Source organism: Pseudomonas frederiksbergensis (assembly GCF_000802155.2).
Lineage (GTDB): Bacteria > Pseudomonadota > Gammaproteobacteria > Pseudomonadales > Pseudomonadaceae > Aquipseudomonas > Aquipseudomonas frederiksbergensis_A.
Map to the genome: position 1 here is coordinate 1 of NZ_JQGJ02000038.1, position 20,403 is coordinate 20,403.

Below are 20,403 nucleotides of genomic sequence, written 5' to 3' on the forward strand. Positions count from 1 at the left end.
TCGAGCAAATGGCATCAGGCAGCCCTCTTGCCGGCCTGAGCCGACCATTCATAGTTATATCGGTAGAGAACCGCTGGGCCGGTTGGCCGGTCGATGTTGATCTCCAGCAGCATCACGCCCAGCGAATAGAACGAAGCGGTGACGGTGATGGTTGTGGCGACCATGTCGTCGATCATCCAGGCCAGAGCCTCGCGGCAGTACTGCTCAGCCCTACTGAGGATCTGCGGCAACTGCTTCTCACGCGCCAGCAACCAGAGCAATGAACCGGTCTGATCGGTGGCTGACGCGTTGTTGATGTCGCCCCAGTAGCCACGCAGGTCATCCTGCGAGTACTCCGACGGAATCTGATCGGCGCTCGCCCGGCGATCGGTGAACAGGCTGATAATTACGGCTGTTTCCAAACCATCATCACGTTCAAGGTCGAAACCAAACAGCACCAGATCGCCGCCGAACTCGGTCATAACCATTGCGGCATCGGCCATTAGTTGGGTACTCCTGCGCCGCTATTCGAGTGGGTGTGCGTACTGTCAACCCGCTTGCCGTTGTTCGTGATCATCCCATTGGATTCGATATTCCCCTGGATTTTCACATTGCCGATGATCTCGATTTCCGGGGCAACAATCTGTGCCTTGATCACAGCAGTGACCTTTACCATGTCGCGCAGCAGCTCGATTTTGTTGCCGAGGTCGTCGTACATTGCGACCTCGCCGGCCTGCATTGGGATGCGGTACCGGCGATCATCGATGACCAGCACAATGCCCTGCTCCCGGTTGCCACCGACGGCCGCAAATGCAACATCCCCACCAAGCGGGTGACTGGTGAAACCGTAGTTTTGCATTCGTTCGACACCATCACGCAGTTCGCCCTTCAACAACTCAACCTGCAGTTGCTGACGACCGTTTGCATCATTGACGCCGCGCAGCACTCCCCGGGCGAACATCATCATCACTCGGTTGCCGATATCGCGAATCGGGTTACCCATCTTTCCTGTCCTCTTCCCCGATGGCTTCCGCCCAAATATTTCGCCCGCCCTTCTTTCCTGCCTTCCCTTTTTTGGAATCAGGGGGCTCAGGCGAAAAGGCCTGTGGGCTGACGATGTCGAGTTTTGTTGTGGTGCCGCCTTCGCCACGCTCGTAGGTGGCCTGGCGGATGATCATTTGCCCGTCCAGACGTAACCATGACGACTTGACCTGCACCAGCATCCCCGCCTCCCAGAGGGGGCCGCCTGGGCTTTGGCGCCAACCTTGGACGGTGATGGATGCAGTCGCCGACTTACCGAGGCGGCTGTTAGCTTCCCACGTAGCGCGCTCCTGGGCGCTGCTGCTCGATCCACCGGACTCGGCTACTACGAGTAAGGGCCGGTAGCGCCTGATTCCGCTGTCACTGGCGCCTCCTTCGATGTGGGCCTCGGTATCGCCTTCGCTGTCAGGACTGTATGCGGCCTGCCCTTTGACCAGGTAACTACTGAATCTCTGGCTGTGATCGATGCTGCCCGAGGCGTTGAGAATGTTTTCGCCCTGAACCAGGCCAACCGATGCCCGTTTGTTTCCGGCCCGGGTGATCAGCAAGCCGCCGACGCCATCAGGCATCAGCAACAGCCGACGCTGCCTGGCATAACGTTCGATCGCCTCGAATGCCGTCTCCCCCTGCTGCAACTTGCAAACCGAAAACGCATCACCCAGCGGCACGTCCGCCGAGACGCCGACGCCGAACGGCTTGGCCAAGATTTGGGCGAAGCGCAGAAGATCTATATTCTTCCACTCGTCCGGGGTGTGGACCGCGCTGCAATCAATCAAGTCGGCGGTCCGATCACGGCCTTGAATGTTGATGGTGTGGTCATTGGCGCTGAACGACGGTTTGAAGATATCGACATAGCCAATCACCATCACGATCCCGCCCAGCCTCACCTCGCACCGGTCTCCCGGAAGAATCGGCCACGGCTCCGTTTGAGCGACCACGCCTTCCTCTCCCTCCCAGCGCTCAGTAAGCGTTACGGTGAACGCCCCTGAAGAAGCATCGACCGCCCTCGTCACACCTATCTGAGTCCATCCCGCATAGTTCATCCCGTTGACCAGCAGCTCCAGGTCATCCATTTGCAAGAACCTCAAGCTGTTTTCCACCCGTCAGGAAGCCCGGGCGGCGCTGATCGTTGCGCGTGACGATGTCTTCGGCACGGCTAGCATCGCCATAGAGCTGATAGGCCACGACCAAGGAGGGGAGTGTCTGCCGTGGGGAATACGTCGCAAGACGCGGCAGGTCCTGCTCGGGATCCGGTACCGCCTGTACCACGGCGGTCCGCAAATCGGTGACTGCAACGTAGACCGGGTCACTGATCGTTCTCTCGCTCTCCTGATCCAGGCTGTCTGCGAGTTCGGTCCGCACGGCAATTGCAGCTTCGTAGCTGTCGTACTTCGTCGGTGCTGACGTGGTTTTTGTGCCTCCGTTTGAAACGTTCTCAGTGGTTTGCGTTACCACCGCTGCTACCGACGCCTGTGAGATGGCCGCCTGACGCACCAGACCGGCCACGGCATTGTTGTTCTTCACAACCTGCTGACGGCTCGGTGTCTTCGTGCTGGATCCGCTGTCATCGCTTGAGAAGTATCGGCTGTACAGGCTCGTCAACATTCCGAAGGCGCTGCCTCCGAAGGCAGATCGGATGCTACTGATCGCGTCGACGACGCGGGCAGCCAACTGAAACGGCGCCTGGATCAGATCGAATGCATCAGCGCCAATACTTTTGACCTTGCCGTAATAATCGGACACCGCCTGGATGTCACTCGAAACGATGAACTCGGGCGAGCTCAGAAAATCGCTCAAGCCCTGGAGTTGCGATGTCGCTGCATCAGCCACGAACGATGGGTAGCCCTTTGTAAGGAAATCCGATACAAAATTTTCTTTTCCAACCTCGGTTACTTCGCCCGCCTTCGCGCTGATGGCGTTGACGTTGTCGACCTTTGCCGAGGGATACGACGCCTCGCCCGCTTCGAGGAACGTCATCGTGAGGGTGCACATGCCTCCCTCATCCGAAGTCTCGCTGACGGCCAGCCCACGGCAAACCACGGTCAATTCACCGCGATAAGGGTGGACCAGCACGCCTGGGCCTGCCTGTTCGCAAACCTTGATCAGCTCTTCGCGGGCAACGTCGTAATCTTTGCCCAGCAGGTAACCCGTTATGCCGAATTCTCGCGACTTTCGCCCGAGGTCTTCGGTATAGGGGATATCACGCTGGGCAGTTTCGTGAATTGCCTGCCGCCGACCGTGACTGCTGTCTGCCGTGGCCACAAAAAAGCCCACGCCGCGAAAGGTCGCGGCGCGGTAGTTGTCTCTCCAAGCCATGGGGAGCTCCGGTTATGGGGCCATCATCGAATAGCCGATATCGGTATCGAACGTCGCGCCCTGGCTGCCCTCGGTCTTCACCTTGGAGCCCGCCGGCACGTTGTTCAGATCGACCTGTACCCTCACCGCCTGCGGTGGCGGTGCAATTTGCTGGGCGGCATCCCGGCCTATTTGCGCCGCCCGACGGCCGAGGTCTGTGTTTGCCGCAGCGGTGCCGGGCGCCGACAAAGCGCCGTCAGGGCTGCCAGTACCGGCCGCCGACGTGCCTTCTTGCCCAACGGTTACGCTCGCCCCATCGATCCCCAGCAATTCCTTGGCCCAATCGGGAAGACCGTTTTTGATGGCCGAAACCGCCTCGTTGATTTTCGCCCCCAAAATAGCGCCGAGGTCCCAGCCAGTCAGGTATTTGATCAGACCGTTGAAGGCCTCCATCATGAGCCTGACAGGGTTGTACTCCAGCCAGACTTTGACGATTCCGTTGATGATCCCGTCAGAGAATGCAGCTTTGACACGGCCCCATTTCTCTTCGAAGAACTTCGCAATCGCGTCCCAATTTTTGTAAACGACATAGGCCGCACCAGCGATCGCCGCCACAACTAAAAGAAACCAGCCCACTGGAGTTGTGAGCAATGCGACACCGACCCCCTTGAGCGCGACGCCCAGGCTATAAAGGCTCACAACAAGCCCTCCCCCGATGTACAAGCCAAGCGCAGTTAGGACCAGGTTCGCCGCGCCAAACGTGTCGGCCAGCGATTCGAATATCCTGATCACCGGCTGCGCGCCGTCATACAGATCACCCATAAAGCCAGTGACCTTCTCGATATTGCCGGGCAGGTTCTCAGCGAACGCAGTGGCAAAGGCTTCAATCTGTGGCCGGTACTTGACGATGGTTTCAATCAGCCTGCCGCCGAGCTTGTTCAACTGCGGAACCAGAGCGCTTCCGATCGTGTTACCCACGCCACTCAGTGCAGCATGCAAGGTATCCAGGGTATCGCCAAAGTTCTCGCCCTCACGAACCGCGCTATCGGAGATTACCAAACCCAGGCGCCGAGCCTCGTCTGCCATTTCCTTAATGCCTGCACCGCCACCACGGATCAGCGGTAGCAGTTCGGTTGCGCTTTTTCCGAAGATCTTCACAGCAGCCTGGGCCTGGAGTGATGGGTCTTTGATCTTCGAGATACGATCAACGAAGGTATCGAAGAGCGCGTCCGAACTCTTAAGCTTGCCGGATGCATCCTTGATGTTGATCCCCAGGCCTTTGAACATCTCCTTGAGTTCTTTCGAGCCTGCCGTGGCAGCGCCGACGTTGATCTGCATTTTCTGCAAAGCGCCGCCGAGAGTTTCTGCGGATGACCCTGTCAACTTCGCCGCAAAGCTCAGCTCCTGGAACCGCTCGCGGCTGATGCCGGTCCGCTCCGCTGTATCACCTATTGCACCTGTTGCATCCGCGAAGCCTTGGAAGAACAGGTTTAATGCCGCGGTTGTAAGCCCGAGGGTCGCCCCCAAACCAAGTAGCCTTTGGGTACTTGATGCGACCGCGCGGCCGACTCCGCCAATGGCGCCGCCAACATTCTTCAGGCTATTGGTAAAGACCGGCAGCCCCACCCGATCGAGCGCCCCGGTAATGCCGGCGCTGGCCGCCTTGACCTTGCCGAAGATCCCCCGCAAAGGGGCGGTTACCCGGTCGACGGCCTTGATAATTAAGCTTAGGGAGTATCCTTTGTCTGCCATTCAACCCATTCCTCGGTGCGCTCAAGCCACCAGTTCAGCTCGTCGAAATCCATTTCCATGACCTCCGACGGCTGAACGTTCATAACCTTGACGACGACTGTTACACCTCCTTCCCACCCCCGAGGTGCTTCAGCAAAAAATCGCGGGCCTCGCCGATGACGGCGGCCTGATCGTCCTCGCTCAGCTCGTCGAGCAACGCAGGAGGATGGCCAACCATCTTGGCGCCGAGGTCAATCAGCGTGGCAAAGTCCATGTCCGCGCCGCCGTTGCCCTTGCCATCGGAAGTGATACGCAGCGCGTGACCACGAAGGTATTTCAGCTTGCGGGTGACGGTCAGCTCGGTAAAAGTATCTTTACCGAAGGTGACCTGCTCAGCCAGTTGCAGAACTTTTTCCTTTGCCATTACTTCACTTCCTCGGCAGACATGCCTTCAAATCGGCAAGCGATGTTGCCTTCTTCGGTGTTGCCGGTGCCCTCACCCGCGTACCAGGCTTCACTCAGGGAGATGACCTTGCCGTTGGAGAGCTCCAGCGTGATTGTGGCGTCGTCGAGCGTGACCAGATCTTCGAGGCTGAGCTCGTTGCGATCGGTGATCTCGCCTTCAACGAAGGGAACCTGAGGGGTCTCCTTGTAGCCATGGACCGTGTCGGCACCCACAACGCCTTCGCGTTTGGGTTTGCCGAGGTTGTAGGTGAAGTTGCCCTTGGCGAAATAGATGTCGCCATTGACCTTCAAGGCGATGATTCCGCCGATGCGGTTTTTACCTGCCATGTGTTTATCTCCTGGCGGTCGCCGTTACAGGCGGAACTGAATTTTGTTGGCGACGATGCGCAGTTGATTGACCAGGTCCGGCGGCAGCAGCACGTCCATGCGGTTCGGGTCGCTTTCGTTTCGCTCGCCGATCAGGTTGGCTTTAAAGTCGGCCATGTTTTCGACCAACCCCAAGCGCTCCCACTCGCGGAACTTCGATACGGCTTCGGCCTTCATCAGCACCGGGGTGACAACCGGCTGGCCGATGCCATAGCGAGTGCCGTCGTTCGCCAGTTTGTGACGCGGGTACTTGCGCAGGATGTAGTCGCGCCAGTCGTGACGGATGTACATCAGGGTGAACAAGGTTTCGCTGTCCAGGTAGCTGATGTCAGAGCCGCCGGCGGTGTTGGTTTTGTAAGTGGTGATCAGCCGTTCGACGACCATGGTGCCGTCATTGTTGACCTTGCTCGTGGCGATGCCATCGAACAGCAGCAGGTTGCGCTCTTGATTGGTGAACTTGTCGGCAGCCGACGGCGCCAGGCACCACGCGTATTGCAGGTTCTGAATCGGGCGGGCAGGATCAATCGCAGCATAGAGAGCGGCAATGGCCATGGTTTCGGCCGCCTTCTCATACGCAGGCATGGGCTCATCGTTGGCCATCATGATGACCAGATGCTGGTTGTTGTGAGCATCACCTAGCGCCCCCAGCGAACCTTGCGTACCGCGCGCCGCAGTGAAGGCATGCGCCTCGATTTCGCGATCCCAGGCGAAGCGGCTGTTGAGTTCGGTCTTCACAGTGGCCAGTGTCGCTGCGTCGGAATACGGCAAGCCCCAGACCTGGAACCATTCATCCCCCAGGGCGGCGAGCGCTGCGCCCAGATCCGGATTGCCGGAACCGCCAGCGAAATCGCTAATGGTCACGGCGACACCCGCGGGGAGCGTCTGCCCGGTGTAGTAATTCACACGGGCATTGAGAGTATTGCCCGCCTCGCCTTTGTGTCGACTGGTAAGCGTGACGGTGCCAGTTGCGGCAGTGGCGGTGACCGGCATGTCATCAGCTGCAGTGATAGCCGCGACCACGGCAGTAGCGATGGCCGTCGCGGCATCGCCGCTAATCACACCCACGGACACACGGCGACCAGCAATCATCAGCTCAATGGTGCCCGAAGCAGTTGCAGGACCGGTGAATGCCAAGGTGGCAGTGGCCGCAGCGCCGGCAACATTGTCGACCACAGGCAGCACTTGCAGCTCAGTATAGGTGTCGATGGCCATCGCGGCGCGAACCATACCGGCCAGCATCGAGCCTTTACCGAACTGCGTATCGGCCTGTGCTGGGCTGGTGATGCGAATCAGGGTGTTGGCAGCGGCCGGGCCGGAGGCGAGCTTTTGACCAATCAACAATCGGCGAAAGCTGACAGGTTGAGGCCCGCGTACCGCCTTGCTGTTGTCGATTTCGCTATACACACCGGGCTTGCGAAGAGCGCCGGCGCCAGGGATCGTATCCATTCCAATGGTCATTGTTTTTCACCCTTGGTTTCGGCCTGTACTGCAGCCTTTTCGACAACGACGTCACCGGCCTTTTCCTTGCGGATCCAGTAACTGTTCAGTTCTACAGGCAAGCCTTCCGGCTTGATCTGCTCATAGGTGTCTGGATGTCGCACCAGGCGGCCCTCGGCCGGCTTCACGAGCACACGCGTGGTCATGGGTTCAGGTCCTCGATGATGGTTTTGGCGCGGTCAGCCGGATCCGGCTGCGCGTTGTTCAGGCTGTACTCAGTCGCCACCGAGTTCAGGTCCGGCAGGCTTTCGTTGAATAGGTCGTCGGGGTGACGGTCGAAGTACTCGGCCTCGAAGATGAGGCGACAGGCGCCAGTCAATTGCTCCGACTGATCGAGCAGTACCATGCGCGAACGCACGTATCGCAGGTCATTGACGGTGTCGCCAAGGGTGTCATCCATGAGCAGCAAGCGCTCGACTTGTCGAGCCAGCGTATCAAGGGTGTCGTCCAGCGCATCGTTGCCCTCGGCATGGATCTCGACCACCAACTCAACCCGGCGCCGGTACTCCCGAGGCGCCTGGATAAAAATCTCCCCAACCTCGTCCATCGTGTAAACGATGATCGCGGGGAGTTCGCTCTGCCATCCATTGGAAATCAGCGGCCTCACTCGACTGGCATAAACACTGGAACCTGCGTTGGTGGCGCCCAGCAGCACCGCAACAGCCTGCTTGCGGATCAGTTGTCGCGGGTGGGCCATGGCTATGCTTTCCGTAAAATGATCGTCACGCCGGCCACACCATCTGGCTGGACATCACTGATCTGGTACAACTCGCCACGAGCGCGGACGCGATCACGGTTTGTTGGCTTGTTCGGGAGATCGATCAGGCGGACACCGAGGATTGGGTTCTGGCTCGATACCGGCGCGCCAGTCTCCGGATCAACTGTGACGTGTGCGCTGTCGAATACCGCCTGGGCCAGCGCCACGCCCGGCGCTACTCCGTCAGTCAACCAGTAAACGGCGCCATCAGGATCGATGGCGGCAGAAGGCTCGCTGAAGGTACGAATCGACACGCCAAGCATGCGCTGGGCCATTGAGGCCCAGCTCATTTATGCCACCGCCGCCGGCGCGGACACGCCGTTGAGTCGGCAGATACCGGTAGTAGATGGGTTGGCAGCCACCTCCGTGGCAACGCCGACCAACACCAGGCCTGTGGCCGAAACGTTAGTCAGGGCGCGACTGGTGGTGTTCATGTAGATCAGTTCGCCGACAGCCCAGGCTTGCGCGCTGATTTTCGTTAGCGCAAATACGCCACAGAGCTTGAGCACCACCGGGGCGCCAGCGTCTTCAGTAGTAGCGGCAACGCCCACAATCGCGCCTACTTTGTAGAGCTCGCCCGAAACGGTGCCGCCGGCGGGTGCAATGACGGTAAGGCAGTCGCCGTGCTGGATGAAAGTCTTCATGCAAGGTCCCCTTTAGAGACAGAAACTGGAAAACACGAAGGGCGCCACGTGGCGCCCTTTTGGGGTTTGATCGAAGCGGCGCGTTACGCGCCTGGGTTTTTGTACGCGCCGCGATAATCAATCCAGCCCGCCCCGAAGACCAGGCGCGCTTTGATTTCCATGCCGTCAACCTCGAAGCCCTCGCGAGTCTCGGTAAATACACCCTGCTCACCTTCGAGATACGCGTATTCAAAGGTGTCGACAGCGCCCGGAGCCGAGAACAGATACCACTGGTTGCCGGTGATACGAGCGTCCACGATTACCGTGAGAGAAGCGTTGCGCACATCATTGATGTCTGCATTCTTCGCCGGCACGTAGACCGAACTGGTGAACTGGAAGGCTTCCAGTTCTTTGTCCGGACCGACAACCAGGAACTCTGGCGACAAGTTGAGGAACTCGCCGGCTTTCGACTTCTGCTTGCGCATAGCAGCGCGTGCGGCCGCCAAGGTCGTGGTGTTGATTGCGCCACCGCTGGCAGCAAGGTTCCCATGGTCAGCGTGGTAGAACGGAACGCCATCGGTGAAGTTAGGATTACCCAGCAGCAGCGCCCAAACCACGTTGGACTCCGTTGCGGCGGCCGCATTACCCAGAGCTGCCGGGATGCGAGTCAGGGCGCCCAGATCATCGTTCACGATGGTTTCCCAGGTGATGGCGATGATCTTACCGAACTTGGCGACTTTGATCGGCGCACCGTCTTCGGACAGCGTGCCGTATTTGTATTCTCCGTGTTCCTTGACCTGCTCCAACGCAGCGATGTCGCCCAGGGCAGCGCGAGTCACGGCACGGAAATCCGGCACCGTGGTCTGACGGCCCAAGGGACGCCAGGTCTGTGGCGCGTTGGTGTAGGCATCGCGCAGGGTGCGATTGACGGTGCTGCCCAAGAGCAGCGGGAAATCGCTGGTGCTGTGCATGCCCGCCGCGCGAACGGCTTGACGGTCGCAACCCAAGGCCGCGCGGGCCAGTTCCTGGGGGGTCATGCCGCGAGCGTTGCCTCCAGCCATCTCGACGAACTCGCGAGCCATGTCTACCAGGCGCATCCCGCGGAACTCGCGGCCGGTTTCTTCCAGCTTGATGTTCGAGTCGCAACGATGCAGCAGCGCGTTCTGCATGGCAGAGCGCTTGGCATTGAGGACGGAAAGGTCCAGGCCACCAGTCACATTGGTCGGCTGACTGTTGCGAGTTTCCGACTGATCCTTGTTTTGACGCTCGGCCAGCTTGTCGATCAGAGCTGCACTCGCATCCGCTACCGGAACACCGCGAGCAATGAGGTCTTCCACGAACACTTCGTCATCGAGCTGCACCTTGCGCGCCATTGTGCGGATGGTGAGGCTGCGCAGGCGCTCGGCGTCAGCGGCTTCACGGCGAAGCTTGTCCTCGGCCGCGCGCTTCTCTTCTTCGGTCATTGCATCTTCCTCTTGGATAGTAGGCACGGCGGCCGGTTCTACGGTCGACGATTGAGCCGACCGAACTTCAAAAATAGTGTTGAATCGTTGGCCTTCGTACTCAGCCGGGGTTTTGGCGCTACGGACCTTTGCGCCGTCGTCGAAGCCGATCGGAACGAGCGAGAGCTCCAGCGGCTCCCAATCGACTGCGCGGTAGGTGGGGAGCTTGTCGTCTTCTTCCTCGACCACCTCGTAACGGTGCACGGCGTAGCCGACGCTGATGTTTCGGAGGATGCCGTCTACGACATCCTTGAAGACCACATCCGCATCATCACGCTTGCTGAACCGGACCAGAGCGTGGCCCTCGCCACCCTCAAGCCATGCCCGCTCGACAACCGCCAGTACTGCACTCAGTTGGTACTGGTTATGGGTGTCGAGCAGCGGCGCGCCGTTGTTGAGCCGATCAAGACGAACCGCGCCTTCGCTGACATCAAGCTCTTCCATATAGCTGCCGACGTCCCATGACCAGCGACGGCCTTTAGCGCCGGTTGTCCAGGTCAGTTCAACGGTTCGCGCGTCAATGTCGACCGAGCCAGGCCGCACGGCAGCACGCAGGCTGAGCATCGGCGTCTCATGTGTCTTGCGTGTCATCACCTGGTTCGGAGTTGGCATCGTCTGTTTTCTCTTCTGTGGCTGATGGCTGGCTCGGGGAACCGGCAGCTGCAACTCGGCGCGGGTCGCAATCCAGCACCAACCCGTACTCGTCGATCATTTCGTTTGCTTTCTTGATTTGCTCGGCGTGGCGTTTCGGGTCTGTAATGCCGAGCTCGCGCAAGGCGTCGGGCCAGGTGGTCAGGCCGTTGCGCACGCGGGTGATGACGTTTTCTGTTTCTGCTTTCGGGTCGACCATGTCGCGACGAGGCGGGACCCAGTAGGCTTTGACGTCATCGGTCACACCGCCAGGTAGGAGCACCTGAGCTTCCATGAACCAGCGCCAGACCTGATCGCACAATTGCGGAATCAACATCCGCCACTGCCACACGTCCACCCGACGAGCGAAGTTCAGCCAACCCATTCGCCCACTGGAAAAGTTGACACCCTTGAGGTCCCCGGTAAGCAGTTCATACGGGACGCCCAGGCCGACTGCCATTGCGTGCAGTTGTTGCCAGGAATACGTCGTGTAACCGTTGAATGTCGGCGGTGTGCCGAAGCTCACGCTTTCGCCGAACCCGAGTTCCTGGACGATTCCAGGCTCAACGCGATCAATGAGCGCGGGCTTTTTACCGCCAGGCGTACCGCTGTTTTCGTCCTTCGTGACGAACGCTGCGAAGCACGAGGCGATTTTCGCCTGCTCCATTACCGCGTCTTCCATCTCATCGAAGTTGCGCATTCGCTGGATGACCGGCGCCAACCAGCTATAGCCGCGGGCCTGGCCTGGTCGTTTACGAAGGAAGACGTGAATCACATCCTCGGCCGGCACCCTGCGTGATTGCAGGGAACCCCAAACAGCGTTTGCGCCTGGGTGCTCATCGAACAACCAATACGCAACACGGCGGCCAAGAGCGTCGAACTCAACACCTTGAATAATCCGGTTGAGTCCGACGATGTCCGCCTTCGACTCGTCGAGGAAGTCGGCCTCCAAAACCTGAAGTTGCACCGGTACGGGCAGACCGTCAGAACTGAAGCGACGGCGCCGACGGACCAAGCACTCACCACTTTCGGCTACTGCCTCCATGATCATGTGCTGCAGGCCGTAGAAATTATCCAATCCGTCGGTATCGCAATCGGTTGTCTCGGCCCAGGCCTTCCACAAGTCCATCAGTCGCAAACCATCACGGTCGCGCTTTGCCAATGGCAGTGGGACGATGCCGGCGCCAACAGCGTTGTCGGCGATCCCCGTAATGCCGCGCTCACCGAACGGATTGTTGCGGCGCTGATCGCGGGCCCGGTTGCGAAGCTTGGCCAGTGCCGGAGCGTTTTCAACGTTGGCATCGGCGCCAGTTGCGCGCCAGCCATCGTTTCGGCGACCGCCCGCAGCACCCTCAAAGCGGCGCTCGATCATCTTAAGCGCCATGTCCGTGCGCGCTTTCTTCAACCTCATCTCCGAACGCTTGGCCGCGTACCCGGGGAACAGATCGTCAATCATCCCCATGTCAGTACCCCTTCGAAAACGAAGCGTACCGGCGGCCGCCTTCGTTGCAGGCATTCAGTCCAAGCTCGGTCGCCATCAGCTTGAGAATCCGCATCATCTCGTCGAGTGACCGGTAGGTGACGCTCTTGTCGGCATAGCGGACCGACAACGCCCCTTCGGCGATGGCCGCCTGCAGGGCGCTGTATTGCTCGATCGTGTAGGCCATCAGTTTTTATTCCAGTGTGAGGATTTCTTGCGCGGCCGTTCTTCAGCGTCCGGTTCGTTGCCGCCAGTGACCGCTGTCACCAGAAGATCGAGATCAAGCCCGAACCGTTGCTGGCAGATGCGCAGCGCAGCGAGCGCATACACGAAGCAGTCGAGCGCCTCGTTTCGACGGCCGCCGCTGTCCCAGCGCATCACGCGCTTGCCTTTTGATATGGCTGCTTTTTTCTTTTCTGAGGTGAGTTGCTTCACCTCCGATTCGTCGCAGATCGCGTCGTTGGCCGGCAGGTGAACCACCCCAGGCTGTGACACGCCCGCCTGGGATGCAGCCGTGTCTACGGGGATCCCCATCCGGCTGTAGAGCAGCTCTTTGGCGTTGTCGGTGCCGACCTCGGTGAGGAAAACCTTGTGCACCTTGTTCTTGGTGCGCGGAAAGTTCGCGATCGGCTTGCCGTAGATGGTCGCGCCGCGGATTGGAACAACCCAGTGCACGCCGTGCTTGCGGCTCTCGGCATAGACCTCGTCCGCATAGTGGCCGCCGGCGTCCCAAGTCCAGCGCTCCACCTTCATGATGGTGCCGTCCACGCGGGTGAACTGCCGGTGCAATTCGAGGCCAACCTTGCGGCGCAATTCCTCGCTGGCCGGATCGCCCATCAGAATGAAGCGATGAACCAGCCAGGCTTCCTCACCAGGACCGAAGGCCCAGACGCGACCCTCGAAACGGTCATCCTGCGTATCGATGCCACCGACTAGGATCAGGCCAAGGGCCGGGACCTGCGGATAAACCTCGCGGCGACCGTATAGAACTTCCGAGTCGAGTTTCTCGCCCTGGTCGTCGTCCCATGTTTCGCCGCGCGTGGTGTTGATGAATGTGATCAGCTTCGAGACGTCGCCCTTCACCTTCAACCATTCTTCAGCCAGGCTGAGCCACGTGCTCCAGGTACTGTAGATAGCCCAGATGCTGAAGCTGACCGATCGAGGCGTGCGGATGATTTCGTCATCGACGCCAAACCAGTCCATGCCGTCGCGGGTCCATATATCGGTGTGCTCGCAAATCCACCGACCGGACTTTGACGCCTCGACCATTTCGTTGTGCCAGATCACGCAGGCTGTATGCTCACACACGTACCAGGCTTTCTCGGCTTCACCGAGCGCGTTCTTTTCCCACTTGAGGCCGAACTCGCAATCTTTGCCGCCCCACTTGAGCGTCTGCTCCTGCCGGCAGTGCGGACAGTTGATGTGGAACTTGAGCAGGTAGGGCGACTCTTCGACGGCCTTGGTGATCTGGCAGGAACCAACTCGTTTCGGCGTTGAGCCGCGAATTGACTTCGGGTAGATCGCACCGTTGAGTCGTTTGTCACCCAGGGTGATTGGCGCGCCCTCGCCTTCGACGCTTTCGTCAAAGTTAGAGAGCTCGTCGTAGATAACCTCGTCGGCAGATTTCTCACGGTAATTGCGCGAAGCCTTGCCGCCCCGGATCCAGAGTGTTCGTCGGTTCGCGAATATTTTCTGATCGAGGGTGTTGTCGCTGTGCTTGCGCCCGAACCACGGAGCCAGGTCGCCTAGCACAGGTACGTCACGGATCATGCCGTTGACGTGGCTCTTGCTGATGTCCTCGGCGTCCGGGTCGGTCGGGCTCCACATCATGACGTTGCGGCGCTTGTGCTGGATTTTGTAGCCGATGTTGGCCATCAACAGCTTGGTGTAACCGATCCGCGCCGACTTGATGAAGTTGACGACATTGATCAGGTCGTTGCCCATGCTGTTCAGGATCGCAACCTGGAACGGCTCGGTCGTCCATTTGCCCTCGTTGTAGGAGGACTCGGCCGACATGTAGAAATTTGCATCCGCCCATTCGACGGCGGTTTGCGGTGGTTCTTTGTAGAGCGCCTGGAGTCCTAGCTTGATCGACTTGCGCAGATCATTCAGCCATGGACTCAACGTACTCATCTAATAATTCCGGAAGTTGCTCACCAAAGCTGGCGGCAATGTTTCGAGCAAGCGCGATCTCCCGCTCCACCGACTCGATGATTCGAGGGTCAACCTCAGGGTGACGACGGGTGACGGTCTTGCCGACGGTGTCCAGTTTCGAGCCGATCTGTGCGGCGATTTTGGCAAGGGCAAATGTGGCGAACGGGACCGGGACCAACTGCTTGTCCAGCACCAGGTTCTTCTTCTCCTGGGCGATGCGTTGAGCGGCGGTAAGACCTCGACGCTCTTCGAGCAGCTTGTACTCGATCATCGGATCGACGCCTTCGGTTCCCTCACCTGCGGGTTGTTGTTTCCGTTGCGAGTGTTCAACGCGGTTTTCGACCACGTTCTGCACGGTATAGAACGCCTCTCGACCAATGCGTGCGACAGGCGCAACCCCCCATTTGTCAAAGGCTTGCGGGGAAATCCCTAGGCTCGAAGCCATCTCGGATTTGTTCAACCACCCGCGCTGTTTGGTTGTTTCGTTTTTGGCCATGATTAAACAACAACCAACCCCTGAAAAAAGGTCATACATATTTGATGGGCGGGGCCCGAATTACCCGCATGGGGCTGGTGGCCTGGGAAGGACCCAAAGGGGGGGGCAGCCCCTGCCCTGCCCGTCAGCCCCGGGCTGACGACAGCGCCTGATCCATCGCGCTGGCGAACTCTCGCTCTCGGTTCGCCTTCACAATGTTATCCGCGATCTTGTAGAACGGAATGATCACTCGATACCCAGGCTCTCTATCACTGAAGACAAAGACAGGTCGGACGGCATCACCGAACGCTGTCTTCCTCTTCTCCCAGATACCCTGTGTGCCATCGACATTGCCGGCAAAATATTTGTCAGCGTTGCCCTTGCGCTTACTGCGTTTGCTGCCTGTGGCATTCGCCTGCACACCACTGACCGTCTCGGCAGCACCCAGGCCTGACAGGATCTTCATGATCGTGCCGCGTGGTACGTTGCCAAATTGGTTGAGTGCTGATGGTGCCGGGATCGCGTACTGCCCTGGCTGCATGAGACCTTTCGCGATCAAGGCTTTCTCGAAGCGCTTATGTGGACGGCGACCACCCTTCACTGCCTGCTGAAGGTAGGTGTCAGCGGGAACGCCGGAGGTCCACGCATCCTTGAAAAAGGTCCGCGCCTCGGGCTTTTCCTTCTTGGCGACCTGCACATAAAGGCTGTTCATGGTGGTGTTGGTCGGCTGATCCAGGCGCTGCCGCATTACCGATAGCTCGCCTTTCTTCACCAACACAGCCAGCCGGGTGGCCATTAGCGCGAATGCGAAAGGCAACTGCTTGGCGCCCAATGTACGGAGCGCCTTAGACAGCTCTTCCACCGTGGTGCTGGCACTGATACCTACCATGCCTAACCTCGCCTATCAGCCTCTGGGTCGATCATCAGGCGCATGACCCTTATCGCAACCCATGCAGTGCTCGCAATTAAGAGCGCTACACAACCAGGCTTTGACCGTGAGCCACCAGGTGACCATGAAGACGTGTCGGACGCCAGCCAAGGCCAGAGACGCATGCAGCGTCAATCCAGCATTGGTCGGGCCGAAGAAAAGCGTCTGATTGCGAGCCATCACGACAAACCCGCTGATGGCGATCGTCGAGTAAATCAGCTTGCCCAGAATGCCGTCCCTGACCTTCCCGCTCAGCACGCACCATGTTGCCCATAGCGCGATAAGGCCACACGCAATGGAGTTGATCAGCTCGTAGTTCATGGTGGATTACCCCCGCCGAACCGCTGACGGATGAGCGCCCAAAGATCCGCGGCCTTGATGGCGCGATTGATTGCCGCCAGAAGAGAGCCGCCGAAGGTGCCAAGGAGAAAACCGATTCCGGCGACGATGCTCGGCTCAGTTACACCGAGGTATGCGCTGACCATTCCGGTCAGATACAGCGAGCAGGCCACACCAGTGACCAAGAATATTGCCCAGGCACGCCAATCGGTGAGGTCATCCTTGTGCCACCAGCTTGCGACGATAGCGCCAATCAAGCCCGCCAAAAGCCATTCAGCTTTGTCGAACACGCGATGCAGAAGATCCATGCGCTCGACTCCGACTGCATGACCGTGTTGGTTCGGCTCCAACAGCACTCCCAGCTTGAAGCAATGGGTGTGGTGGAGCCGAAAACGAAAAAGCCCCGGCAAATGCCGAGGCTCTGTAAAGGATAGAAAGCAAAAAGCCCAACTTCAGAGTCGGGCTTTGCTCGCGGAAAAACCGCAAAGTAACTGAAATCTATATACTGGCCCCGGGCCTGTCAAGCAGCCTGACGACGAATATCTAGAGCCCCATCAATCCAGGCAATACCCGCCTTCCAAAGCCCGCGCGTCTTCTCTTCGCCGAACTTCATTTTCTTACCCACCTCCATCAGTGAAGTGTCGCGGCTGGTGTAGTACTTCATCAGCACTTGGCCACATTCGGGGTACCGCTTGAGCAATCGCCCCATCAACCCATCAATCAGGAGGGCGTCGTCGTCAGTGATCATCGCAGACAGGATCGTATTCTCGCGGGATGCGCAGCAGGACACCCCTGACCCCAGCACGACCCAGCGGCCCCAATGCTCCAGCAGATCTTCGGCGGTGCGTTCTTTAAAGCTAGGTGTGAAGGCCATGGCTCAATCCCCTGTGTAGTTGGTGCCGCCGGCACCGCGGCGGTTGTTCTGTAGATACTGCTGCTGCGCGCCGCCCACTTCATGGCGGAGCCGTCCGGCATCAGCCACTGCATCGCGCAGTCGTTGGTTGAGCTGTCGAACAAGATCCGCGAGCGGAATTGGGTGTCCGGTTACGGCGCAAACCCAGCCGGTGCCGTCGCAGATTTCGCAGTCCAAGTCATGAAACACGCCAGCGATCAGCCCAGCCCCACGGCACCGACCGCACGCCATCAACTGCCTTTTCTCCCGACGGAAGGCGGGGCCATGCTGCTTTTTGATCATTTTGAAACCTCGCCATTAACAATGTCAGGAATAGCCGTGCAGCCCGCGCCGCTGCTGGCCTGCGCTGGGTTATGCGAATCTTCAAATTGGGCGCCTGTCAGGTTGTGAATCGCCTGAAAGCCACGCTCATCTAACCAACCGTGCCACTTCTCCAGCGCCTTCAACCGCTGCTCCCGGGCTTGGGTGTTGATGTAGGTCGAGGCGATCTTGCCCAGCGAGTGGTTGAGCAGCATCTCGCCGATGTGGCCGTCGATCCCGAGATCTGTCCAGGCGGTGCGGGCCACCTTGCGAAGGTCGTGGCTGGTCCATTCACCCTGGCCAAGCCGCGTGAACACGGCGCTGGCCTGGCCCTCACTCAGCGACCGACCACGGCGCGACGGGAACAGATAGATGCCCTCGTATCCCGTGGCGATCTGGGTGGCGCGGTACCGGGTCAACAGGGCCTTGGCCTGGGCCGTCAGTGGCAAGCGGTGCTCGGTGCGGGTCTTCGTGTGCTCAGCCGGCAAGAACCACTCGCCATCGGCCAGGGAGATATCAGGCCAGCGCGCCATACGAGTTTCACCAACGCGGGTGCCGTGGCAGAGCATCATCAGTGCGAGCATGGCCTCGGCGGGTTGCTCCTCGAACCGCTCGGCCAGGGCTGGTACCAGCTCTACCAGGTGGACACCACGCAGTCGGGCGGCTTTGGGCATGATCTTGGCCTTGGTGAAGTCCACGAACTTCAGCCCGGCCACGGGGTTGCTGTCGATCAGGCCCAACTTGTGCGCCTGGCGGAACGCGACCACCAGCAGGCCGAAGAGCTGACGCACGTAGGACAGCGACAGCACCTCCTGAGCAGGCCACATCAGCAGCTTGTCCAGCACCGGAGCCGAGACTTCACGGATGGGCAGGCTGGCCAGGCGCGGCCGCAGGTGGCAGGCAATGGCCGACTTAGCGCCGGTCTTGCGCTTGGCCGACAGCGAGCGATCGCGCGCCATTCGGTCGCCGTACCAGTCCAGCAACTGGCCAACAGTGGACAGGCCGCCCAGGGCAGCGGTCGCCGATGAATCGTGCAGCAGGCGCTGACGCAACGCGGGCAGCTCGGCCAACACCGCCGCCGCACCCAAATCAGGAAACCGTGCGATCTGTTTCCACGCCTTGCCCTTGACCAGGTACCAGGAACCCCGTTGCCGGTCCTGGCCGAAGCGCAGATACAGGCCAGGGTGACGTGGGTCGCGCAGGTCATGCACTGCCGGGTCGGCAGCCTGGCGGCGGATCTCGGCATCGCTAAACTTCACTGCGCGGGTCTTGCTCATGCCGCAACCCTCGTCGGTGGTTGAAGTAGATAGGCCCGGATCGCTTCGAGCGCATCGATGTGCCCACGACAAACGATGGCGAGATAGCCTTGCTCGGTCAGCGCTTGGATGTACGCGTCCTGGCTGGCCGAGACGGCGGCATCAAACGGCGGCATGGCCTTGAACTCGATGTACAGCCCGAAGTATCCGCCGCGGGCCATGGGCAGGACCAGGTCAGGAACGCCCGCCTTGACGCCCTGCTCTTTCAGCTTGATCGCCACCAGCTTGTGCCGGTGCCCACCGTTCGGGACGTGGTAGATCAGTTTCGCGGCCGCGGGGTAACGCAGGGTGACCTCCTTCAGTAGGGCGGCCTGCTCCAGGCCTTCGCGGTCGACGGACTTGGCGCGCTTTGGCTTCAACCCGAACGCTTTCATGCGGCCCCCTTGACGGTCAGGATCCCGGCCCTGATCAGCGCTTCGTGGGTTTCGGCAATAGCGCGCGGCATGTCTGCCCACTCGACGTCGCCGGCGGCCCGGCCGTCGATCACATCGTGGCAAGCACTGCAGGCGTAGACCGCGACGGTGTCGAAGCCCTTCATGCCCATGCCCTTCTGTCCGCACGGCAGATGCGCCAGGACGGTGGTTTCCGGGTTGTGGTTGCAGATGCCCGGCATACGCACGGTGCAGTCCTGGCCGTTGGCCGAGGCCCTGAGTTTCTTCGAGTTCACCTTCATTCCAGGCCCCTTGCCCGCTGCTCCAGTTCGATCAGCAGCTCAAGGAAGTGCTTCGCCTTCTCCAGATCAGCAAGGCCGCCCTTGTCGCGCCACCGCGTCACGTACTTGATGACGCTGCCTTCAGCAAAAGGAATGCTGTTGGCATGGATGTATTCGATCGGCTGGATCTTCAGTGACTTGTAATGACCACCGGCCACTTGGGTATCTAATGCGCTCATTGGGATGCTCCGGCGCGGCTCGCGCGCAGTTTGGCCAGGGCCTCGTTGCCAACTTCAGGGGTTCGCTTTGCTTGGGGTGCAGACAGCTCGGCGGCGGGGATCGGTCCCAGAGCCTCGCCTTTCCAAATCTTCCGGCACTGGGCCAGGTAGTGCCGCTCGAAGCTCGCAAAACCCAGCTCGCGGGATAGCAGCGGCAGGCTGTGGAAGCCAGCGGCGGCCGTGGCGTGATAAATGGCCGGGTGCATCCACTTCGCCGAGGCGCGCATGGCCGGGTGGCAATTGCGCAGGCCCTGGGCGTAGGCCTTTTCCACGCTCGGCAGGCCCAGCCCTTCAGGCGCGAAACACCAACTGACGAAAACCCCAGGCGCCGGCACGAATGCGACCTTGCTCGCGCTCAGTACCCGCATGCCGTGGTCGATCTGCTCCATCCGGGTAATGCCCGAACGCATGAACTCGCCCAGCCATTCCAGTTTCGCGGCGTTCATCACCGCCTCGGTTGCCCAGGATTGACGCCAGGCGCCGCAGGCTCCACGCAACCGCAGGAAAAGGTCGTCGATAACGGCCTTCGTCGCGGGGTCGACTTCAGCGACAGCCGGATCGCTTGGCGGCTGGTAGGTCACATCAGTTCGGCGAGTAGCGATCAGCTCGCTGACGTGGGTTGGGTTTTTCACAGGCGCACCCCCTTGGCAGTCCAATCGCCGGAACCGTCCATGTCATCGGC

Annotated in this window: 27 protein-coding genes; all 27 read right to left on the reverse strand. The window is 59.9% G+C overall.

The window, feature by feature from the left end:
* Window positions 1-14 precede the first annotated feature (14 nt).
* A complete protein-coding gene (locus JZ00_RS29040; RefSeq protein ID WP_046510207.1) occupies window positions 15-482 on the reverse strand; it encodes a phage GP46 family protein in 468 nt (155 codons plus the stop codon).
* A complete protein-coding gene (locus JZ00_RS29045; protein WP_052742394.1) occupies window positions 482-982 on the reverse strand; it encodes a phage baseplate assembly protein V in 501 nt (166 codons plus the stop codon). Before JZ00_RS29045 ends, JZ00_RS29040 begins: the two co-directional genes overlap by 1 nt.
* Window positions 975-2,093 carry a phage baseplate assembly protein gene (locus JZ00_RS29050; protein WP_046510208.1) on the reverse strand — a complete coding sequence of 373 codons (1,119 nt, stop codon included), beginning with the start codon at window positions 2,091-2,093 and terminating at the stop codon, window positions 975-977. Before JZ00_RS29050 ends, JZ00_RS29045 begins: the two co-directional genes overlap by 8 nt.
* A complete protein-coding gene (locus JZ00_RS29055) occupies window positions 2,086-3,336 on the reverse strand; it encodes a DNA circularization protein (RefSeq protein ID WP_039594653.1) in 1,251 nt (416 codons plus the stop codon). Before JZ00_RS29055 ends, JZ00_RS29050 begins: the two co-directional genes overlap by 8 nt.
* Window positions 3,337-3,348: 12 nt before the next feature.
* Window positions 3,349-5,067, reverse strand: a complete 1,719-nt coding sequence (locus JZ00_RS29060) for a phage tail tape measure protein (protein ID WP_039594652.1) — start codon at window positions 5,065-5,067, stop codon at window positions 3,349-3,351.
* 100 nt (window positions 5,068-5,167) lie between these two features.
* Window positions 5,168-5,470, reverse strand: a complete 303-nt coding sequence (locus JZ00_RS29065; protein ID WP_039594651.1) for a hypothetical protein — start codon at window positions 5,468-5,470, stop codon at window positions 5,168-5,170.
* Window positions 5,470-5,838 (reverse strand): phage tail tube protein, encoded by a 369-nt coding sequence (locus tag JZ00_RS29070; protein WP_039594650.1) that lies wholly within the window; start codon window positions 5,836-5,838, stop codon window positions 5,470-5,472. Before JZ00_RS29070 ends, JZ00_RS29065 begins: the two co-directional genes overlap by 1 nt.
* Window positions 5,839-5,862: 24 nt before the next feature.
* Entirely contained in the window at window positions 5,863-7,323 is a 1,461-nt protein-coding gene (locus tag JZ00_RS29075; protein WP_200900504.1) for a phage tail sheath subtilisin-like domain-containing protein, read from the reverse strand.
* 8 nt (window positions 7,324-7,331) lie between these two features.
* A complete protein-coding gene (locus JZ00_RS29080) occupies window positions 7,332-7,520 on the reverse strand; it encodes a DUF2635 domain-containing protein (protein WP_039594648.1) in 189 nt (62 codons plus the stop codon).
* Window positions 7,517-8,071, reverse strand: coding sequence for a hypothetical protein (locus JZ00_RS29085; RefSeq protein WP_039594647.1), 555 nt, complete (start codon window positions 8,069-8,071; stop codon window positions 7,517-7,519). The genes JZ00_RS29080 and JZ00_RS29085 overlap by 4 nt, the downstream gene beginning before the upstream one ends.
* Window positions 8,072-8,073: 2 nt before the next feature.
* Window positions 8,074-8,421, reverse strand: a complete 348-nt coding sequence (locus JZ00_RS29805) for a head-tail joining protein (protein WP_152668484.1) — start codon at window positions 8,419-8,421, stop codon at window positions 8,074-8,076.
* On the reverse strand, window positions 8,422-8,775 hold the full coding sequence (locus JZ00_RS29095) for a DUF2190 family protein (RefSeq protein ID WP_039594646.1): 354 nt from the start codon (window positions 8,773-8,775) through the stop codon (window positions 8,422-8,424).
* A gap of 83 nt (window positions 8,776-8,858) precedes the next feature.
* Entirely contained in the window at window positions 8,859-10,868 is a 2,010-nt protein-coding gene (locus JZ00_RS29100; RefSeq protein WP_235433123.1) for a prohead protease/major capsid protein fusion protein, read from the reverse strand.
* The gene (locus tag JZ00_RS29105; RefSeq protein WP_039594644.1) at window positions 10,828-12,348 is read right to left on the reverse strand and encodes a phage portal protein; all 1,521 of its coding nucleotides are present in this window, start codon (window positions 12,346-12,348) and stop codon (window positions 10,828-10,830) included. The genes JZ00_RS29100 and JZ00_RS29105 overlap by 41 nt, the downstream gene beginning before the upstream one ends.
* A 1-nt stretch (window position 12,349) precedes the next feature.
* Complete coding sequence (locus tag JZ00_RS29110) at window positions 12,350-12,553, reverse strand: phage head-tail joining protein (protein WP_039594643.1); 204 nt, start codon at window positions 12,551-12,553, stop codon at window positions 12,350-12,352.
* Window positions 12,553-14,499 carry a phage terminase large subunit family protein gene (locus tag JZ00_RS29115; protein ID WP_039594642.1) on the reverse strand — a complete coding sequence of 649 codons (1,947 nt, stop codon included), beginning with the start codon at window positions 14,497-14,499 and terminating at the stop codon, window positions 12,553-12,555. Before JZ00_RS29115 ends, JZ00_RS29110 begins: the two co-directional genes overlap by 1 nt.
* On the reverse strand, window positions 14,471-15,016 hold the full coding sequence (locus JZ00_RS29120; protein WP_039594641.1) for a terminase small subunit: 546 nt from the start codon (window positions 15,014-15,016) through the stop codon (window positions 14,471-14,473). The genes JZ00_RS29115 and JZ00_RS29120 overlap by 29 nt, the downstream gene beginning before the upstream one ends.
* A 124-nt stretch (window positions 15,017-15,140) precedes the next feature.
* Window positions 15,141-15,884, reverse strand: a complete 744-nt coding sequence (locus tag JZ00_RS29125) for a hypothetical protein (RefSeq protein ID WP_039594640.1) — start codon at window positions 15,882-15,884, stop codon at window positions 15,141-15,143.
* 15 nt (window positions 15,885-15,899) lie between these two features.
* The gene (locus tag JZ00_RS29130) at window positions 15,900-16,244 is read right to left on the reverse strand and encodes a hypothetical protein (RefSeq protein WP_039594639.1); all 345 of its coding nucleotides are present in this window, start codon (window positions 16,242-16,244) and stop codon (window positions 15,900-15,902) included.
* Window positions 16,241-16,570 carry a hypothetical protein gene (locus JZ00_RS29135; protein WP_039594638.1) on the reverse strand — a complete coding sequence of 110 codons (330 nt, stop codon included), beginning with the start codon at window positions 16,568-16,570 and terminating at the stop codon, window positions 16,241-16,243. Before JZ00_RS29135 ends, JZ00_RS29130 begins: the two co-directional genes overlap by 4 nt.
* A 212-nt stretch (window positions 16,571-16,782) precedes the next feature.
* Window positions 16,783-17,136, reverse strand: a complete 354-nt coding sequence (locus JZ00_RS29140; RefSeq protein ID WP_039594637.1) for an antiterminator Q family protein — start codon at window positions 17,134-17,136, stop codon at window positions 16,783-16,785.
* A gap of 3 nt (window positions 17,137-17,139) precedes the next feature.
* Complete coding sequence (locus tag JZ00_RS29145) at window positions 17,140-17,457, reverse strand: hypothetical protein (RefSeq protein ID WP_235433124.1); 318 nt, start codon at window positions 17,455-17,457, stop codon at window positions 17,140-17,142.
* Window positions 17,454-18,752 carry a tyrosine-type recombinase/integrase gene (locus JZ00_RS29150; protein WP_039594636.1) on the reverse strand — a complete coding sequence of 433 codons (1,299 nt, stop codon included), beginning with the start codon at window positions 18,750-18,752 and terminating at the stop codon, window positions 17,454-17,456. Before JZ00_RS29150 ends, JZ00_RS29145 begins: the two co-directional genes overlap by 4 nt.
* Window positions 18,749-19,165: a VRR-NUC domain-containing protein gene (locus JZ00_RS29155; protein ID WP_039594635.1), complete on the reverse strand. Its 417-nt coding sequence runs from the start codon at window positions 19,163-19,165 to the stop codon at window positions 18,749-18,751. Before JZ00_RS29155 ends, JZ00_RS29150 begins: the two co-directional genes overlap by 4 nt.
* Window positions 19,162-19,464, reverse strand: a complete 303-nt coding sequence (locus tag JZ00_RS29160; protein ID WP_039594634.1) for a nuclease domain-containing protein — start codon at window positions 19,462-19,464, stop codon at window positions 19,162-19,164. Before JZ00_RS29160 ends, JZ00_RS29155 begins: the two co-directional genes overlap by 4 nt.
* On the reverse strand, window positions 19,461-19,682 hold the full coding sequence (locus JZ00_RS29165) for a DUF3310 domain-containing protein (protein ID WP_039594633.1): 222 nt from the start codon (window positions 19,680-19,682) through the stop codon (window positions 19,461-19,463). Before JZ00_RS29165 ends, JZ00_RS29160 begins: the two co-directional genes overlap by 4 nt.
* Window positions 19,679-20,353 carry a replication protein P gene (locus JZ00_RS29170; RefSeq protein ID WP_039594632.1) on the reverse strand — a complete coding sequence of 225 codons (675 nt, stop codon included), beginning with the start codon at window positions 20,351-20,353 and terminating at the stop codon, window positions 19,679-19,681. Before JZ00_RS29170 ends, JZ00_RS29165 begins: the two co-directional genes overlap by 4 nt.
* Window positions 20,354-20,403 lie beyond the last annotated feature (50 nt).

What these genes read in the sequence shown, in the direction of transcription:
- JZ00_RS29150 (WP_039594636.1), bottom strand. Translation starts at nt 18,752, where the DNA reads ATGAGCAAGACCCGCGCAGTGAAGTTTAGCGATGCCGAGATCCGCCGC.
- JZ00_RS29140 (WP_039594637.1), bottom strand. Translation starts at nt 17,136, where the DNA reads ATGGCCTTCACACCTAGCTTTAAAGAACGCACCGCCGAAGATCTGCTG.
- JZ00_RS29075 (WP_200900504.1), bottom strand. Translation starts at nt 7,323, where the DNA reads ATGGATACGATCCCTGGCGCCGGCGCTCTTCGCAAGCCCGGTGTGTAT.
- JZ00_RS29100 (WP_235433123.1), bottom strand. Translation starts at nt 10,868, where the DNA reads ATGCCAACTCCGAACCAGGTGATGACACGCAAGACACATGAGACGCCG.
- JZ00_RS29115 (WP_039594642.1), bottom strand. Translation starts at nt 14,499, where the DNA reads ATGAGTACGTTGAGTCCATGGCTGAATGATCTGCGCAAGTCGATCAAG.
- JZ00_RS29045 (WP_052742394.1), bottom strand. Translation starts at nt 982, where the DNA reads ATGGGTAACCCGATTCGCGATATCGGCAACCGAGTGATGATGATGTTC.
- JZ00_RS29135 (WP_039594638.1), bottom strand. Translation starts at nt 16,570, where the DNA reads ATGGATCTTCTGCATCGCGTGTTCGACAAAGCTGAATGGCTTTTGGCG.
- JZ00_RS29125 (WP_039594640.1), bottom strand. Translation starts at nt 15,884, where the DNA reads ATGGTAGGTATCAGTGCCAGCACCACGGTGGAAGAGCTGTCTAAGGCG.
- JZ00_RS29155 (WP_039594635.1), bottom strand. Translation starts at nt 19,165, where the DNA reads ATGAAAGCGTTCGGGTTGAAGCCAAAGCGCGCCAAGTCCGTCGACCGC.
- JZ00_RS29105 (WP_039594644.1), bottom strand. Translation starts at nt 12,348, where the DNA reads ATGGGGATGATTGACGATCTGTTCCCCGGGTACGCGGCCAAGCGTTCG.
- JZ00_RS29165 (WP_039594633.1), bottom strand. Translation starts at nt 19,682, where the DNA reads ATGAGCGCATTAGATACCCAAGTGGCCGGTGGTCATTACAAGTCACTG.
- JZ00_RS29145 (WP_235433124.1), bottom strand. Translation starts at nt 17,457, where the DNA reads ATGATCAAAAAGCAGCATGGCCCCGCCTTCCGTCGGGAGAAAAGGCAG.
- JZ00_RS29160 (WP_039594634.1), bottom strand. Translation starts at nt 19,464, where the DNA reads ATGAAGGTGAACTCGAAGAAACTCAGGGCCTCGGCCAACGGCCAGGAC.
- JZ00_RS29050 (WP_046510208.1), bottom strand. Translation starts at nt 2,093, where the DNA reads ATGGATGACCTGGAGCTGCTGGTCAACGGGATGAACTATGCGGGATGG.
- JZ00_RS29130 (WP_039594639.1), bottom strand. Translation starts at nt 16,244, where the DNA reads ATGAACTACGAGCTGATCAACTCCATTGCGTGTGGCCTTATCGCGCTA.
- JZ00_RS29805 (WP_152668484.1), bottom strand. Translation starts at nt 8,421, where the DNA reads ATGAGCTGGGCCTCAATGGCCCAGCGCATGCTTGGCGTGTCGATTCGT.
- JZ00_RS29065 (WP_039594651.1), bottom strand. Translation starts at nt 5,470, where the DNA reads ATGGCAAAGGAAAAAGTTCTGCAACTGGCTGAGCAGGTCACCTTCGGT.
- JZ00_RS29095 (WP_039594646.1), bottom strand. Translation starts at nt 8,775, where the DNA reads ATGAAGACTTTCATCCAGCACGGCGACTGCCTTACCGTCATTGCACCC.
- JZ00_RS29080 (WP_039594648.1), bottom strand. Translation starts at nt 7,520, where the DNA reads ATGACCACGCGTGTGCTCGTGAAGCCGGCCGAGGGCCGCCTGGTGCGA.
- JZ00_RS29070 (WP_039594650.1), bottom strand. Translation starts at nt 5,838, where the DNA reads ATGGCAGGTAAAAACCGCATCGGCGGAATCATCGCCTTGAAGGTCAAT.
- JZ00_RS29120 (WP_039594641.1), bottom strand. Translation starts at nt 15,016, where the DNA reads ATGGCCAAAAACGAAACAACCAAACAGCGCGGGTGGTTGAACAAATCC.
- JZ00_RS29040 (WP_046510207.1), bottom strand. Translation starts at nt 482, where the DNA reads ATGGCCGATGCCGCAATGGTTATGACCGAGTTCGGCGGCGATCTGGTG.
- JZ00_RS29110 (WP_039594643.1), bottom strand. Translation starts at nt 12,553, where the DNA reads ATGGCCTACACGATCGAGCAATACAGCGCCCTGCAGGCGGCCATCGCC.
- JZ00_RS29055 (WP_039594653.1), bottom strand. Translation starts at nt 3,336, where the DNA reads ATGGCTTGGAGAGACAACTACCGCGCCGCGACCTTTCGCGGCGTGGGC.
- JZ00_RS29085 (WP_039594647.1), bottom strand. Translation starts at nt 8,071, where the DNA reads ATGGCCCACCCGCGACAACTGATCCGCAAGCAGGCTGTTGCGGTGCTG.
- JZ00_RS29060 (WP_039594652.1), bottom strand. Translation starts at nt 5,067, where the DNA reads ATGGCAGACAAAGGATACTCCCTAAGCTTAATTATCAAGGCCGTCGAC.